This is a genomic window from Mycetocola sp. BIGb0189 (assembly GCF_024810155.1).
Classification (GTDB): domain Bacteria; phylum Actinomycetota; class Actinomycetes; order Actinomycetales; family Microbacteriaceae; genus Mycetocola; species Mycetocola lacteus.
Genome location: NZ_JANUED010000004.1, coordinates 169,798 through 185,381 on the forward strand (window position 1 = coordinate 169,798; position 15,584 = coordinate 185,381).

The 15,584-nt window shown below is 66.7% G+C and carries 16 protein-coding genes; 6 read left to right on the top strand and 10 right to left on the bottom strand.

Going from position 1 to position 15,584, the window contains the following annotated elements:
- Positions 1-42: 42 nt before the first annotated feature.
- Positions 43-444, top strand: coding sequence for a DUF4229 domain-containing protein (locus M2390_RS07830; RefSeq protein WP_259177900.1), 402 nt, complete (start codon positions 43-45; stop codon positions 442-444).
- Between the two features lie 63 nt (positions 445-507).
- On the opposite strand, the gene M2390_RS07835 is transcribed toward M2390_RS07830, so the two are convergent.
- From M2390_RS07835 to M2390_RS07860, 6 genes are all read right to left on the bottom strand, one after another.
- Entirely contained in the window at positions 508-1,518 is a 1,011-nt protein-coding gene (locus M2390_RS07835; protein WP_259177901.1) for a 1,4-dihydroxy-2-naphthoate polyprenyltransferase, read from the bottom strand.
- A gap of 41 nt (positions 1,519-1,559) precedes the next feature.
- A complete protein-coding gene (locus M2390_RS07840; RefSeq protein WP_259177902.1) occupies positions 1,560-2,708 on the bottom strand; it encodes an AMP-binding protein in 1,149 nt (382 codons plus the stop codon).
- Positions 2,708-3,610, bottom strand: a complete 903-nt coding sequence (locus M2390_RS07845; RefSeq protein WP_121689423.1) for a 1,4-dihydroxy-2-naphthoyl-CoA synthase — start codon at positions 3,608-3,610, stop codon at positions 2,708-2,710. Before M2390_RS07845 ends, M2390_RS07840 begins: the two co-directional genes overlap by 1 nt.
- A 147-nt stretch (positions 3,611-3,757) precedes the next feature.
- A complete protein-coding gene (locus M2390_RS07850) occupies positions 3,758-4,198 on the bottom strand; it encodes a hypothetical protein (RefSeq protein ID WP_259177903.1) in 441 nt (146 codons plus the stop codon).
- A gap of 193 nt (positions 4,199-4,391) precedes the next feature.
- Positions 4,392-4,853, bottom strand: a complete 462-nt coding sequence (locus M2390_RS07855; protein WP_259177904.1) for a hypothetical protein — start codon at positions 4,851-4,853, stop codon at positions 4,392-4,394.
- A gap of 192 nt (positions 4,854-5,045) precedes the next feature.
- Positions 5,046-5,732, bottom strand: a complete 687-nt coding sequence (locus tag M2390_RS07860) for an SDR family oxidoreductase (RefSeq protein ID WP_259177905.1) — start codon at positions 5,730-5,732, stop codon at positions 5,046-5,048.
- Positions 5,733-5,871: 139 nt separating this feature from the next.
- On the opposite strand from M2390_RS07860, the gene M2390_RS07865 reads away from it, so the two are divergent.
- The 3 genes from M2390_RS07865 to M2390_RS07875 are packed head-to-tail and all read left to right on the top strand — an operon-like array spanning position 5,872 to position 8,230.
- Positions 5,872-6,429, top strand: coding sequence for a gluconokinase (locus M2390_RS07865; protein WP_259177906.1), 558 nt, complete (start codon positions 5,872-5,874; stop codon positions 6,427-6,429).
- Positions 6,426-7,196: an SDR family oxidoreductase gene (locus tag M2390_RS07870; RefSeq protein ID WP_259177907.1), complete on the top strand. Its 771-nt coding sequence runs from the start codon at positions 6,426-6,428 to the stop codon at positions 7,194-7,196. The genes M2390_RS07865 and M2390_RS07870 overlap by 4 nt, the downstream gene beginning before the upstream one ends.
- On the top strand, positions 7,196-8,230 hold the full coding sequence (locus M2390_RS07875; protein WP_259177908.1) for an L-idonate 5-dehydrogenase: 1,035 nt from the start codon (positions 7,196-7,198) through the stop codon (positions 8,228-8,230). Before M2390_RS07870 ends, M2390_RS07875 begins: the two co-directional genes overlap by 1 nt.
- A 62-nt stretch (positions 8,231-8,292) precedes the next feature.
- Here M2390_RS07875 and M2390_RS07880 read toward each other — a convergent pair whose 3' ends face one another.
- Entirely contained in the window at positions 8,293-9,030 is a 738-nt protein-coding gene (locus tag M2390_RS07880) for a FadR/GntR family transcriptional regulator (protein ID WP_259177909.1), read from the bottom strand.
- Between the two features lie 66 nt (positions 9,031-9,096).
- Between M2390_RS07880 and M2390_RS07885 the strand changes: the two genes are divergently transcribed.
- The gene (locus M2390_RS07885; RefSeq protein WP_259177910.1) at positions 9,097-10,092 is read left to right on the top strand and encodes an o-succinylbenzoate synthase; all 996 of its coding nucleotides are present in this window, start codon (positions 9,097-9,099) and stop codon (positions 10,090-10,092) included.
- 163 nt (positions 10,093-10,255) lie between these two features.
- The gene (locus tag M2390_RS07890) at positions 10,256-12,037 is read left to right on the top strand and encodes a sigma-70 family RNA polymerase sigma factor (protein ID WP_259177911.1); all 1,782 of its coding nucleotides are present in this window, start codon (positions 10,256-10,258) and stop codon (positions 12,035-12,037) included.
- 60 nt (positions 12,038-12,097) lie between these two features.
- Here M2390_RS07890 and ccsB read toward each other — a convergent pair whose 3' ends face one another.
- The 3 genes from ccsB to M2390_RS07905 are packed head-to-tail and all read right to left on the bottom strand — an operon-like array spanning position 12,098 to position 15,580.
- Positions 12,098-13,156, bottom strand: coding sequence for a c-type cytochrome biogenesis protein CcsB (gene ccsB, locus M2390_RS07895; protein ID WP_259177912.1), 1,059 nt, complete (start codon positions 13,154-13,156; stop codon positions 12,098-12,100).
- Entirely contained in the window at positions 13,153-14,850 is a 1,698-nt protein-coding gene (locus M2390_RS07900; RefSeq protein ID WP_259178070.1) for a cytochrome c biogenesis protein ResB, read from the bottom strand. The genes ccsB and M2390_RS07900 overlap by 4 nt, the downstream gene beginning before the upstream one ends.
- Positions 14,834-15,580: a cytochrome c biogenesis CcdA family protein gene (locus tag M2390_RS07905; RefSeq protein WP_121689434.1), complete on the bottom strand. Its 747-nt coding sequence runs from the start codon at positions 15,578-15,580 to the stop codon at positions 14,834-14,836. The genes M2390_RS07900 and M2390_RS07905 overlap by 17 nt, the downstream gene beginning before the upstream one ends.
- Positions 15,581-15,584: the final 4 nt, after the last annotated feature.

Below are 15,584 nucleotides of genomic sequence, written 5' to 3' on the forward strand. Positions count from 1 at the left end.
TCCGGGCGGAAATACTCAGCTTGGGCGACGTAGACTGGTCGGGTGAAACCCCTGCAATCCGTAATCGTGTTTACCATCCTGCGTCTGCTGGCCTTTGCCGTGCCGCTGGCCGCGCTGCTCCTGCTCGGGATCGAGCCGATGTGGGCGGCCGTCGCCGCCGCCGCGCTCGGATTCGCAATCTCGCTGGTGTTCCTGCGCACCCCGCGCGAGCGGGTGGCCGGATCGCTGTATGAGGCGCGTCACCCGGTTCACGGCGAGGACGAGGATGTCGAGGACGACTACCTGGACGACGAGGATGCCCTGCTCGACCAGGATGAGGACGAGGCTCCGGCCGCCGCCGCACAGTCCGCCGAGCAGGAAACCCAGCCGGCCTCGACCGAGGCAGCCCCCGTCAACGCGGTCCCGGCCACGGTTCCCGCCGAGGACACCGCCTCCGGCAAATAGCCACCTCAGACCACAAAACCGCCCGGATCGATCACGATCCGGGCGGTTTTTTGATGGCGTTGCCTAGAAGGCCAGGCCAAATCCGAGGGTCAGGCCGAAGACCAGCTGCAGCACACCGGTGAGTTTGAGCACCAACACAAACTCGCGGGCGGTCTTGCCGGTGAGCACGATGATGATCGCCGGGATCATCACCAGCAGGCTGAACAGGGTGACCCACACCAGCGGGATGAAGATCGCCAGCCAGATCGCCAGTCCCAGGGCCAGCAGCAGGAGCACCGCGTAGCTGATCCGGGTTGCGGTACCGCCGATACGCACCGAGAGGGTGCGCTTGCCGGCGATCTTGTCCTGCTCGATATCGCGCAGGTTGTTGACCATCAGGGTCGCCACGGCGATGAAGCCCACGGCGATACCCCCGGCGATCGCTGGCTGGGTGACCGCGCCGATCTGAACGTAGGTGGTGCCCAGGGTGGCAACCAGACCAAAGAAAACAAACACAAACAGTTCGCCCAGGCCCATGTAGCCGTAGGGTCGCTTGCCGCCGGTGTAGTACCAGGCGGCCACGATGGCCAGAACGCCAACGATGAGCAGCCACCAGATGCCCGAGATGATGACCTGCGCGAGGCCGGCGACCGCGGCAATCCCAAAGAAGGTCATCGCCACGGTGAAGACTTTGCGTGCGGGGGCGCGGCCGCTGCCCACCAGACGGGACGGTCCCACCCGGTGCTGGTCGGTGCCCCGGATGCCGTCGGAGTAGTCGTTGGCGAAGTTCACGCCGATCTGCAGGGCGACCGCGATCACCAGGCAGAGCAGTGCACGCACCCAGTGGTACACGCCGGGGTCGGAGGCGAAGATTGCCGCACCGGTACCGATTGCCACCGGAGCCACCGCCATCGAGAGGGTGAACGGGCGTGCCCCGTTGATCCAGTCCCCCAGGCGGGCCTTGGGGATCTCCTGAATCTCACGGGCTGCGGGGTTCCCGCTTTTCCCGGTGCCCTTGGGCGTATTACGCAGCGGCTTGTGTGCGCTGGTGCGCGACGGGTTGTTGGCCAACGGTTCCTCCAGAGTGTCTGCCACGAATCATACGACATGCGCCCATGACGGACGCGGGATTGGGTTCAGATGCGCGCGGCGAGGGCGCGGCGGTCGGGTTTCCCGGATGCCAGCAGCGGCATCTGGGCCAGCTCGATGATCGCGCGCGGCCGGGCCTCACGCCCGATCTGCGCCGCGCAGGCGGCGCGCAAGCGCTCCAGCCTGCCCTCGGGATCGGGATCGCGCTGCGCGGTAAACACCACCGGCACCTGACCCCAGCGTTCATCCGACGCGGCCACGGCGACCGCATCCTCGAGGCCGGCCGCGCGCACCACCTGATCGATCCGGTCCAGGCTCACGTTGATCCCGCCGGAGATCAGCACGTTATCGATCCGTCCGTGCACGGCCAGTACCCCGTCCACGATCTCGCCGGTGTCCCCGGTGCGCAGCGCTCGTTCGAAGCCATCGGTCGCCTCGACAAACGCCGCGTCGGTGCGCGCGCTGTCCCAGGTGCCGTCGGCGGCGAGATAGCCGAGCGCCAGCAGCGGGCCGGAGAGCCGAATCTCACCCGCGATAATCGCCGCGCTCACCCCCGGCAGCGGGACGCCGTCATACACACAGCCGCCACCGGTCTCGCTGGCACCGTAGGTGCGGACCAGGGTGACCCCGGCCGCCCGCGCGCGCTCGCGCAGGGGTTCGGGAATCGCCTGCCCCCCCACCAACACCGCATCAAACTCGGCCAGCACGTCGGAGTGATCCAGCACACGCTGCACCTGCGCGGGCACCAGCGAGACGTACCGTCGACCCAGCGCCCGCGTGAACATCAGTCGCGCGTGCGCCTCGAACACGGCCGGGTCAAAGGGCCCGGGCGGCAGGTAGGCGGGGGTGGTTCCGGCCAGGTGCGAGCGCACCAGGACCTGCAATCCGGCGATGTAGTTGCCCGGCAGCGCCGAAAGCCAGGTGCCCGGCCCGCCGAGCACCCGCTCGGTGGCCCGGGCGGAGTGCAGCAGCGCGTGCCGCGAGTGGGCGATGCGCTTGGGGATCCCCGAGGACCCCGAGGTTTCGATCACCACGTCAACCCCGGCGGGCACCGTGGGGTTCGTCTCCGCCGGCAGCTCCGGTCCGGCCACCGGCAGGAGTGCCGGACCGATACCCGCGAGCATATCCGCCACCGCGTCGGCAAAGGCCTCGCGGTCGGTGGCGGAGACGTAGCGGGCGGGCACCTGCTCGGTCACTAGTACTGCCAGGGGTAGGGCGACCAGTCGGGGGCGCGCTTTTCCAGGAACGAGTCGCGTCCCTCCACGGCCTCGTCGGTGCCGTAGGCCAGGCGGGTTGCCTCACCGGCAAAGACCTGCTGCCCCACCATGCCGTCATCCACCGCGTTGAAGGCGAACTTCAGCATCCGGATCGCCGTGGGCGACTTGGTCAGGATCGTCCGAGCCCAGGCCAGGGCGGTGGACTCCAGCTCGGCGTGGGGCACAACCCGGTTGACGGCGCCCATCTCATAGGCCCGCTGTGCCGAATACTCCTCGGCGAGGAAAAAGACCTCGCGGGCAAACTTCTGCCCGATCTGACGCGCGAAATACGCGCTGCCGTAGCCCGCGTCGAACGATCCCACATCGGCGTCGGTCTGCTTGAACTTGCCGTGCTCGGCCGAGGCGATGCTCAGGTCGCAGACGACGTGCAGCGAGTGTCCGCCCCCGGCTGCCCAGCCTGGGATCACCGCGATGACAACCTTGGGCATCATCCGAATCAGGCGCTGTACCTCGAGGATGTGCAGGCGGCCCGAACGGGCGGTGTCCTGCACGGCGGTCTCCGAATCGGAGTACTTATAGCCGTCGCGGCCGCGGATGCGCTGATCGCCGCCGGAGCAGAACGCCCAGCCGCCATCCTTCGGGCTCGGTCCGTTTCCGGTGAGCAGGACCACACCGATCTTCGAGTTTTGGCGGGCATCATCCAGCACCGCATAGAGCTCATCCACCGTGCGCGGGCGGAACGCGTTGCGTACCTCGGGCCGGTTGAACGCGATCCGCGCCACCTGACCGTTCACATCGTGGTGGTACGTAATGTCGGTGAGGGCCTCAAAGCCCGGGACATCGCGCCAAGCAGACTCGTCAAACAGATCGGAAACGTGCATGCTTCCAGCATAGGACGCCGCGGGTGAGAATCCCCGTGTCCGGCGGGGTGATCCCGGGCACCGCATGCTCGGCAGGGCCGACGAGCCCGCACAACAGGGCACCGCCCACGGGTATCCCGTGGGCGGTGCCGCCGATCCGCGGGGAAACTAGCCCTTGCAGACCTTGTTGTACGCCATGCCGGCTTCCTGCATGTCGGTGGACAGGGTCTGCATGTCCGATGCCAACTCCATCGCCGCAGACGGGTCGTCGGAGATCTTCTCCAGGGCGGTGCCCAGCTTGTCGAACGAGTCGATCATCGGGCCGACCACCTTGGTCACCTCGGGGTTGGTGACCTTCTTTGCGCTCGTCTTGAGCTGGTCGGCGATCTGATTCATCGTGGAGGCGGCGGCCACCGGGTCGGCGCCAAGCGCGGCGCTGTCCATATCCGAGGCGACGGCCCGCATGTCCTTTTCCATGATGTCGCAGGCGGCCTTCACGCTCTGGTTGCCGCTCGCTGCGCCACCCTCCCCCGCCGAGCAGGCAGACAGGCCCAGGGCGAGCAACAGGGTGGTGCCAACGACGGCCGCGCGCTGCAGTGAATTACGCATAAAAACTCCTGATTCTTCGGTGCAAACTATGGGGGCGCTGTGAAACCCCCCACGCAGCCTACGAATGATCATGAGGATTCGGACGTTTGGTGCGGATGACGCACGATCCGGTGTCGGTTTCGGCGTTTTTCCCGGCACAAAAACACCGAACCCCCGTCCACAATGCGTGGACGGGGGTTCGGCGTGGCGGTAACTACTTGGAGCAGACCTTGCCGTAGTCGGCACCCACGGTCTGGATGTCACCGGCAACGGCCTGGATTTCGGTGAGCGCCTCGGTTGCGGTGGCGGGGTCACCGGTGATCTTCTCCATTGCGGCGCCCAGGCGGCCGAAGGCGTCCACCATCGGGTCAACAACCTTCTTGACGTCGGCGTTCTGGACCTTGACGGAGGTCTCCTTGAGCTTGTCCGAGACGGTCTTCAGCGCGGCGATGGCCTCGCTCGGGTCGGTGGCCGCGTTGGTCATTGCCGACTGAACATCGGATCCCACCGCGTTCATCTCGGTTTCGATCAGATCGCACGCCTCGGCGACGGTCTGCGTCTTGGGTGCCTCCGAAGCCTTTCCGTCCGCGTTTCCGCCGGCGGAACAGGCCGACAGGCCCAGGGCAAGAAACAGGGTGGCACCGGCAACGGCGGCGCGACGAGCAGTGATACGCATGAAAACTCCAGATTTTAGTGGTGCAAAAATCGGGGTGCTGTGATTCCCCCACCACGCAGACTACTTTCATTCAACGACATTTGTCATGCGTAACCCGGCATAAATTGCTATCGTTACCCTCTCGTTTTATCGAGAACGGGTACCGCACCTGCGGAAATCGGGCCGGAATCACCCCCTCGATTCCGAGGAAGGTTAGCCCGGAAGCGTGGCTTCCCCGCCGGCAGCGTGACCCGCGATCACCGCGCGCAGGGCATCGGCGATCTCGGTCTCGCCATCCACAAACGGGATGGTGTGTCCGGCGGTTTCGGGGGCGTGAATCACGTCGGCGGCAACCAGGGCGACATTCGCTCGACTCACCGACCCCCGGGTGTCGGTCACCGAGATCTTGCCCGTGGAGTCCTCGTCGGTCAGGGCCCCCGGAGCAAGGATTGTCCAGTCCAGGTTCTGTCGACGCAGGTACTCATCGGCGGCAGCCTTGGCCTCGGCGTAGGCGAAGAAGGAATCCTCGGGGTCGATGCCGTGGTCGATGCGCGCGCCCTGATAGGACACCATCAGAAAACGACGGGTCTCCAGTCGCAGGGCGGCATCAATCGTGCGAATTGCCGCGTCACGATCCACCGCATAGGTCCGCTCGGGGCTCCCCCCGCCGGCACCGGCCGACCAGACGATCACGTCGAACCCGCGCAGCAGGTCTTCGATCTGCCAGATCACGAGCGTTTCGATATCGGCCACGACGGCGCTGGCCCCGGTGGCCTCTACGTCGGCGACATGTTCCGGATTCCGGACAACACCGGTGACCTGGTGACCGCGGTTAACAAGAATCTGTTCGAGGTGAAGGGCTACCTTGCCGTGTCCCCCGATGATGGCAATAGCTGACATGGGCTCACGCTAGCACGTCGGATTGGCGGCGCGCGAGTACCTGGGCAGGGAGGTGTTATGGTTTATACGTAAGACTTATTCAACCAAGCTCGCGAATCATGTCGGATGTAATGAAGCGCCCGAATCCCGGAGGTCATCGATGCCCACGTCCCCACCGCCCCTGATCGTGATGGGAGTGTCGGGTTCCGGCAAATCCACCATCGGCATCGCCCTGGCCGAGAGCCTGGGGCTCCCCTTCGTGGATGGGGACGATCTGCACCCGGTGCACAACAAGGAAAAGATGGCCGCGGGCCAGCCCCTGAACGACGAGGATCGGGCACCCTGGCTGGAAATCATCGCCGAACGCGTTCGCGATGACCTGGCCGCCGGCACCCCGATCGTGGTGGCCTGCTCCGCCCTCAAGCGCCGCTACCGTGACCAGCTGGTTCGACTGGCGCCGAGCACCGTGCTGATCCACCTGGTGGGCGACCGCGCACTGATCGCCGCCCGTCAGGCCGGACGCAACCACGAGTACATGCCCAACAGCCTGCTGGACTCGCAGTTTGCCGCACTCGAACCGCTCGAGGCGGATGAGCACGCCTTCGAGGTGAGTCTGGATCAGACCCCCGAGCAGATTCTCACCGAGATCCACACCCGACTGAGCGCGCTGACCGGCGACCCGATCAGCGCGGCCACCCACACCGAGGAGTCCGCATGAGCACCCTGTTTGATCTGACCGGGCGACTGGCCCTGGTCACCGGATCCAGCCGCGGCATCGGCCGCAGCATCGCCGAGGGCCTGGCCGACGCCGGCGCCACCCTGGTGCTGCACGGGCGCGACGCCGCCCGGCTGGCCGAAACCGAGGCCGCGTTTGTGGCCCGTTTTGGAACCGATCGCATCCACTCGGTCGCCTTTGACGTTACCGATGAGGACGCGGTGGACGCGGGCATCGCCGAGATCGAGGCGCGCATCGGCGCTCTCGACGTGCTGGTGAATAACGCCGGCATCCAGCACCGCGAACCCCTGGTTGAGCTCGGCCTGGCCGACTGGGATCGCGTGATCGCCACCAACCTCACCTCGGCCTTCCTGGTGGGCCGCTCGGTTGCCCGCCACATGCTGCCGCGGCGCGCGGGCAAGATCATCAACATCGCCTCGGTGCAGACCGATCTGGCCCGGCCGACCCTCTCGGCCTACACCTCGGCCAAGGGCGGTATCCGCAACCTCACCCGGGCGATGACCGCCGAGTGGGCCGGCTCCAACATTCAGATCAACGCGATCGCGCCGGGCTATATCCACACCGATATGACCCAGAAGCTCGTGGATGATCCGCAGTTCAATAGCTGGATCCTCGGGCGCACCCCGGCCGCACGCTGGGGCACCCCGGCGGACCTGGCGGGCCCCGCCGTGTGGCTCTCCTCGGCCGGATCGGACTTTGTGAACGGACAGGTCATCTTCATCGATGGCGGAATGACGGTGGTGGTCTAATGTCACGCGACAACCTGGGTGTTCTTGCCTATGCCAAGGACGATCTGCGGATCGAAACCCTTCCCGAACCCACGCCCGCGAGCGACGAGGCGGTCATCGAGATCGCCTATGGCGGGATCTGCGGGTCGGACCTGCACTACTGGACCCACGGGGCGGCCGGGGAATCGATCCTGATCGATCCGCTGGTACTCGGGCACGAGGTTGTGGGCACGGTGCTGCACGCGGCCGCCGATGGGTCCGGTCCCGCCGCCGGTACGCCGGTGGCGGTCCACCCCAACACTCCGCATGCCGTGGACGGCATACGCTACCCCGAGGATCGGCCGAACCTGGCCCCGGCCTCGACCTATCTGGGCAGCGCCGCGCGCCACCCGCACACCGATGGGGCGTTTGCCCGTCGGGTTGCGCTGCCCGCTCGCATGCTGCGTCCGCTCCCCGCGGGCCTCTCGCTGCGGGACGCGGCCCTGGTTGAACCCGCCTCGGTGGCCTGGCACGCGGTGTCCCGCGCGGGCGAGGTGGCCGGCAAGTCGGTGCTGGTGATCGGAACCGGGCCGATCGGTGCGCTGGCGGTAGCCGTGCTCAAGCGCGCCGGAGCCGCCCACATCACCGCGGTGGACCTGCACGAGAAGCCGCGGGAGATCGCACGCGAGCTCGGAGCCGATGCGACCCTGCACGCCACCGATGCCGAGGCGATCGCCGCGGTACAGGCCGATATCGTGATCGAGTCCTCGGGAAACTGGCGTGGACTCGCCTCGGCCGTGCGTGGTGCCACCCGGGGCGGACGCGTGGTCATGGTGGGGCTGCTGCCCTCGGGCGAGCAGCCCGCACTGATCAGCCTTGCGATCGTGCGCGAGCTTGAGCTGGTGGGCTCGTTCCGCTTCAATGACGAGATCGATGAGGTCCTCGCGGCCCTGGCCGATGGATCGCTGCGCATCAGCCCGGTGATCACCCACGAGTTCCCGGTCGAGGATGCGACCGAGGCCTTCACCGTGGCGTTGGACTCGTCCACCAGCGGCAAGGTGTTGCTGGCGTTCTAACGCACACACGATGATCGGGCCGGTGAGTATCACCGGCCCGATTGTTGTATATCGCGGTCGGGCTACCCCAGCGTTCCGGGCAGCGGCGTGCGCGCGGTGCGCGGCTCCTCGGCCCAGATGTGCTCCACCTCGGCGAGGGTGCGGCTCATGATCGCGTCCATCGCCGCGCGTGCACGCTCGGGATCGCGGCCCTGGATGGCCACGGCCACATCGATGTGTAGCTGGAGCGCATCCTCATGCGGGTGTTTGGGCATCAGCCCCAGCCGGGTGCGACCGCGCAGGACCGCGCCGATCATCCCGGACATGGCCGCAAACATCTCGTTTCCGCTGGCCCCCAGCACCAGCGCGTGGAATTGAATGTCGAGGTCCTGGAAGGATTCCAGGTCGCCCGCCCGGCCGATCGAGCGCATCCGCGCGGCGATCTGCAGCAGCCGCTCGGCCACCGCGTCGGGCGCATGCCGGGCGGCGAGTTCGGCGGCGGCGGGTTCGACGCTGCGCCGCAGTTCGGTGAGTGAGCGCAGCTGGGCCCCGCGCCCCGTTCCCGACAGTCGCCAGGCGATCAGTTGGGGATCCAGCACCCGCCAGTGGTCCTCGGCGAGCACCCGGATGCCCAGGCGTCGCACCGATTCCACCAGCCCCAGCGACTGCAGCACACGGACGGCCTCACGGATCACCGAACGGCTCACCCCGAGTTCGTTGGCCAGGTCGGTGGCGAGGACGGCGGAACCCGCGGGCAGCTCGCCGGAGATGATGCGCCGGCCGAGCTCTTCCACCGCGCGATCATGCAGGCTTGAGGACATGCCCCCAGACTATCGGGCGTCGCGTGAATACCGCCGCCGTTCAGCAAACCGGAGCACAATAGGGGTATGTCCTACTCCGCCGCAGAGGTTTCCGTGACCGACATCCTGGCCACCGCTCACGTTGTGGATCTTCCCCTCAACACGCGCTTCCGCGGCCTGCTGCGTCGCGAGGCCCTGGTGTTTGAGGGGCCACGCGGATGGAGCGAGTTCTCCCCGTTTGTCGAGTATGAACCGGCCGAGGCGCGCACCTGGCTGGATGCGGCGATCGATTTTGCCTATGGGCCCGAACCGGAGCTGCTGCGCACCGAGATTCCGGTGAACGCCACGGTGCCCGCGGTGGCCGCCGAAGCGGTGCCCGCGGTACTGGCCCGCTTCCCCGGCTGCACCACGGCCAAGGTGAAGGTGGCCGAGCGAGCTCAGTCCCTGGCCGAGGATGTGGCGCGGGTTGCCGCCGTCCGCTCGGTCCTCGGTCCCGCGGGCAACATCCGCGTGGATGCCAACGGCGGTTGGAGCGTGGCCGAGGCGGAGCTGGCACTGGCGGCTCTCGCACCCTATGAGCTGGAATATGCCGAGCAGCCGTGTGCGACCGTGGCCGAACTCTCCGAGCTGCGCACACGTATTTTCGGGCTCGGGGTGCGGATCGCCGCCGATGAGAGTGTCCGCAAGGCCGAGGATCCACTGGCCGTCGCCCGGGCCGGGGCCGCCGATCTGCTGGTCATCAAGGCGCAGCCGCTGGGCGGGATCGCCCGCGCCCGCGATATCGTCGCCGCGGCCGGTCTCCCGGTGGTGGTCTCCAGCGCGCTGGACACCTCGATTGGACTCTCGATGGGCGCGCGGCTGGCGGCCTCGCTGCCCGAAATCTCGTTTGCGTGTGGCCTGGGCACGGCGGCGCTGCTCGCGGCGGATGTGACCGATAGTCCCCTGGTTCCCCGCGAAGGGGCGATCCACACCGACCGGATCGCCGTGAATCCGGACCTGCTGACGCGCTATGCCGCCGCCCCCGAGCGCCGCGACTGGTGGTTCGAGCGAGTCCGAGCCTGCGCCGGCGTAGCTGAGCAATAGCCTGGAATATCAGATGTGATCTTGAATCCGTGGGCCCTCGGGAAAATACTTAAATAACCCGCGTCATGAAATTACCAACCCCCGCTCTAGTTGGGTGTACGGGGTAGCAACACATCGGCCGCAGCTCCACCCCGTGCCGACGTGAATACCCGGGGAGGTATTCATGCCGCGGAGAGGGTGGGCACTGGGGAGTGCACAATTCCTCCCTCTCCGCGGAAAATCTCCCCACCCCCACTCGGTTACCCACCGAGAGACCCACCCGAGGATTACCCTGACAAGCGAACACCCCTCCCCCGACGACTCCGAGCTTCTTGATGCCGCCCGTTCCGGCCAGGAGGCCGCTTTTGCGACCCTCTGGACCCGCCATGCCGAGGCCGGAAAACGCGCGTCGCGGGCTATCTCTCGCTCATTTGACGCCGATGATGTGGTCTCCGAAGCGTTCACTCGGATCATCTCCACGGTCAGTCGTGGTGCGGGGCCGCAGGATGCATTTCGCCCGTATCTTTTTGCCACCATCCGTTCGGTTATCGCTCGCTGGGGTGGCCGAACCCACGAGGTCAATGTGGACCAGCTGGAGGTGGTGGGAGATCTCAGCGCCGATATGACCTCGAAGGAATTTGATCGCCAGCTCATCATTCGCGCCTTTGCCACGCTGCCCACCCGCTGGCAAGAGGTGCTCTGGTACTCCGAGGTCGAGGGGAAGCGTCCACGCCAGATCGCCCCGCTGATCGGGGTCAGCGCCAACTCGGTGTCCGCCCTGGCGTATCGAGCCCGCGAGGGTCTGCGTCAGGCCTGGATTCAGGAGCACTTCGCGATCCTCCCCGCCGAGAGCGAGCACCGCTGGGTGGTCCAGCGAATCGGCGAGTACAGCCGTGATGCGCTCGGAACGCGCGACCGTGCCCGATTCGAAGCCCACATTGACGAGTGCGCCACCTGCCGCCCGCTGGTGGTCGAGGGGCGCGAGCTGGCCGGGTCCCTGCGCGTTGTCCTCCTCCCCGCGCTGATCGGGGTTGGTGCCGCCGCCTACCTCGCCGGAAACTCCTCGAGTTCGGCGGTCGCCGCCGTCGCCGCCCTGCGCCACAGCAAACCCGCCATGACCATCACCGCAACCGCCACCGCCGGAGCGCTGGTCGCCGCGGGCATTATTGGTGTGGCCCTGCTTCCCAAGGCCTCGCCGCCACCGGCCCAGTCGGCCGCACGTCCGGGCACCACGGCACCCCTGGTGCCCACGAGCCCGGCTACCCCGCAGCCCGAACAACCCGAACAACCCGTGAGTGAGGACGCCGACCCGGGCATCACGCTGCTCCCCGGCATCACCGCGAGCCCCAGCCCTCCGGTGCCCAGCGCCGATGCGCCGCGTGTTCCGGAGATATCGTCGCCCTCACCAAGCGTTGTGCCCACACCCCAGCCCTCGGCATCCGCGCCGTCTCCCGTCACACCGGAAGCACCACGGATCACCCGGGTTGATGATGGTGGCGGTCTGCTCTGGCCGATTCTGAACGGAACGGCCGAGCCCGAGGCCGAGGTTCACCTCACCGGACCGGGTGTGGATGCGACGGTCCTCGCCGATGGCAGCGGCCGATGGCACACGGCTCCGCTCGAGCTGCCCGCGGGCTTCTCGCAGCTGCGGGTCGATCAGAGTGTCGAGGATGAGACGTCGCCGGAGACCACTCAGACAATCCTGCTGACCACCCCCGAGCGCCCCACCGTGCGTTGGGATCCGGTGTATGGCATCACCGCCATCATCCGTTCGCAGCCGGGGGCTCCGGCGGTCCTCACCATCGATCCGCTGGGTACCCGACCGATCACCGGCGGAACCGACGGAGTGACCGAGACTCCGATCAACATTCCCGCCACACTCTCCCGGGTTGTCCTCAGCGCCCACTATGAGCAGGGCGAGCGCCGCGGGCCCACAAGCGCCGCGACGGTGGTCATCACCCAGTAGCCGATATACAAAACCCCCACACCGTCCAGGTGTGGGGGTTTTGTGGTGCCGCGTGCGGGTTTACAGACCCGAGTAGGCGTGCAGTCCCTTGAAGAACAGGTTGACCACGGTGAAGTTGAACAGCACCGTGACGGCACCGATCATCGACAGCCAGGCCGCGCGGTTTCCGCGCCAGCCGCGGGTCGCGCGAGCGTGAATGTATCCGGCGTAGACCACCCAGATGATGAAGGTCCACACCTCCTTGACATCCCAGCCCCAGTAACGACCCCAGGCGGCCTCGGCCCAGATCGCGCCGGCGATCAGGGTGAAGGTCCAGAGGATGAAGCCGATGATGTTCACGCGGTAGGACAGGTTGTCCAGACGCTGCGAGCTGGGCAGGGTCGCCATGAAGCGGAAGCGCTTGGCCGACAGGGCGGTTCCGGCGGCCTCGCGCCGTGCCTGGATCAGCTGCAGGGCGGTGAGCGCGAAACCGAGGAAGAAGAATCCGGTTCCGGTGGTGGCCACAAACACGTGGATCACGAGCCAGGCCGACTGCAGTGCCGGCGGCAGCGGAGCCACCTCGATGTAGAAGTTCAGCGAGGACAGGCCCAGCAGGATCACGATCAGGCCCATGATGAAGGCACCGAGGAAGCGCAGGTCCACCCGGGTCAGGATGATCAGGAAGACGGCCACGATCACGGCGGTACCGGTCATCGCAAACTCGTACATGTTGGCCCACGGCACCCGCTCGGCGGCCACACCACGGGTGATGACGGCGGTGAGGTGGAGCAGGAAGCCGAGGATAGAGAGGGCCACACCGATCCGCAGGGATACCGAACGGGTCGCGGTGACCGTGCCCGAGTGGTCCTCTTCCAGGGTCAGGGTGCCCCCGGCCGGGCGGCCGGGGCGAGCCTTACCGGCACCGGTCGAACCGGCGGCTACGGAGGCGGCGGCGCCCACGGCGACGGGTTCGCCGGCGGCCGCGCGCTCGGCGGCGGCTGCCTTCTCGGCGGCCTCGTCGGCGGCGGCGGCGACCTCGGCGCTTCGGCGCGCCAGGTCAAAGGCGAATGCCACGAAGGCGATCGCATACAGCGCGATTGCCGACCACAAGGCATATACGGAGATCAGATCAAGTGTCACGCTTCTACGTTACCTTCCCGGGCCTCATCGGGGACTGCCCCGAGGGCTCGAATATGCCGTTCGGCAATATTGTCCACGGCCTCACGCAGGCCGGGGTCTTCTCCACGGGCCAGGCCCGCGTATTCCATCAGGACGGTGCCGTCGGCACCCTCGGTTGCCTTCACCCACACGCGGCGGCGCGGGATGAACAGCGAGGTCAGCAGGCCCAGCAGGATCAGACCGGCGAAGATTCCCACCCACACCTGGGTCGGATCGCGGTGAATATCCAGCGAGGCGAAGCGGGCGACCGAGCCCGCATAGTCATCCTTCTTGGGGTGAGGGTTGACGTTTTCAAAGGTGATCGTCCCCAGCCCGTCGGGCAGGTTTTCGGTTTGGCCGGGCATGAGCTTGAGCGGCGCGGTGCCACCCTCCTTCTTGCCGATGGTGCGGCCGGCGATCTCGGTCATCTTGTCGGTGTCCAGCGAGTAGACCGACTTGGGCACACCGTCGTTGATACCCAGGTCACCCGAGTAGACGTTGAGGCTCAGCGTCGGGTAGATCAGGTCGGGGTAGTTCGAGGCGAACGCACCGGTGGTCTGCTCGACCGCGGTGGGGTAGAAGAAGCCGATCATTCCGATCTGCTTGGCCAGCCCGTCCGGAATCTTGATGACACCCTGCGAGGTGAGGTTGGTGTCCATCGGCAGGAACGGGATCGAATCGGTGAAGACCACGTTGCCCTCGGGATCGCGCACGGTCACCTTGGGAGCGTAGCCGTTACCCAGCAGGTAGACATTGGTACCGTCGATACGCAGCGGCTGGTTCACCTTGATCTGGTGCTTCTCGGTGTCGCCGTCCACGTCCCGCGAGGTTACGTGGGCGGTGTAGTCGATGGCCTGACCGTAGGCGTTGATGTTCTTGGTCTCGTACTCCACGTCAAACTTGTCGAGCTTGAGCGAGTAGGGGGGCAGCGACTCGGTGTCCACAAAGCGACCCGGGTTGAAGGAGTTGAAGTCGACCAGCGAGTTGACAAAGGTCTGGCCCTCGACCACCACCTTCTGCCCCGCATAGCCAAAGCCGCCACCAAAGCCCACGGCCACCAGGACCAGCACCAGGGCCGAGTGGAAGAGCAGGTTTCCGGTTTCGCGCAGGTATCCGCGCTCGGCGGAGACCGAGGCCACGCCGTCCTTGCCGGTGTAGATTTCGGTGCGGTAGCCCGACTTCTTCAGCAGGTCGCGGGCCGCGGTGATCGCCTCGCCGGTGCTGCCACCGGACAGGTTCTGCTCGCGGTGCACCGCGAGCCGGTTGAGCCGGGCGGGGGTGCGCGGCGGACGCTGACGCATCGCCTGATAGTGGTGCTTGGTGCGCGGGATGATGCAGCCGATCAGCGACACAAACAGCAGCAGATAGATCGCCGAGAACCACGCCGAGCTGTACACGTCGAACATCTGGATCTTGTCCAGGACCGGTGCCAGATCGGGGTTGTCACGGAAGTACTGGATCACACCGTTGGGGTCCGAGCTGCGCTGCGGGACCAGGGATCCGGGCACCGCGGCGATCGCCAGCAGCAGGAGCAGCAGCAGCGCGGTGCGCATGCTGGTGAGCTGACGCCAGGCAAAGCGCAGCGCTCCCACAAACCCCAGCTTGGGGGCGTTAATCGGGGCGTCGGGCTCACCCTGGGGTGAGCTCGCGTCTACGTAATCAGATGGCCGGGTCAAAGCCTGCAATCACCGAACCTAGGCTAGACATCAGTTGACCCCATAGTCCGGTGACCATGAGGAGTCCGATGAGAACGAGCAGAACGCCACCGGCGATGTTAATCACGCGGATATGACGCTTGAGGAATTTAGTGGCACCGGCCATCCAGCCGAAGCCGAGGGCTACCAGGATGAAGGGCAGTCCGAGGCCGATGCAGTAGGCGATCGCCAGGATCACCGCGCGACCCACGGTGCCCGAGTTGTAGCCCAGGCTGAGGATCGCGGTCAGGGTCGGTCCGAGGCACGGCACCCAGCCCACGGCAAACACGATGCCGAGCAGCGGGGCACCCACCAGGCCCGTGGCCGGGGTCCAGGAGGGCTTCCACTCACGCTGCAGGAAGCTGACCTGACCCACAAAGGCCACACCCATGATGATGATGACCACGCCGAGGATGCGGGTGATGATCCCGCTCCACTCCACCAGGAAGACCCCGGCGGCACCGGCGACGATGCTCATCAGCACAAAAACGAGGGTGAAGCCGAGGACAAAGAGGATCACGCCGAGCAGCAGTCGACGACGCTCCCGCGCCGGACGCTCGCCGCTCTGCGGGGCCATGCCGCCCACATAGGCGAGGTAGCCGGGAACCAGCGGCAGCACACACGGCGAGGCAAAGGACACCAGGCCGGCCAGCAGCGCCAGGGGAATGGCGACCAGGAGGCCGCCGTCCCCGATGATTTGACCGATATTCATCCGA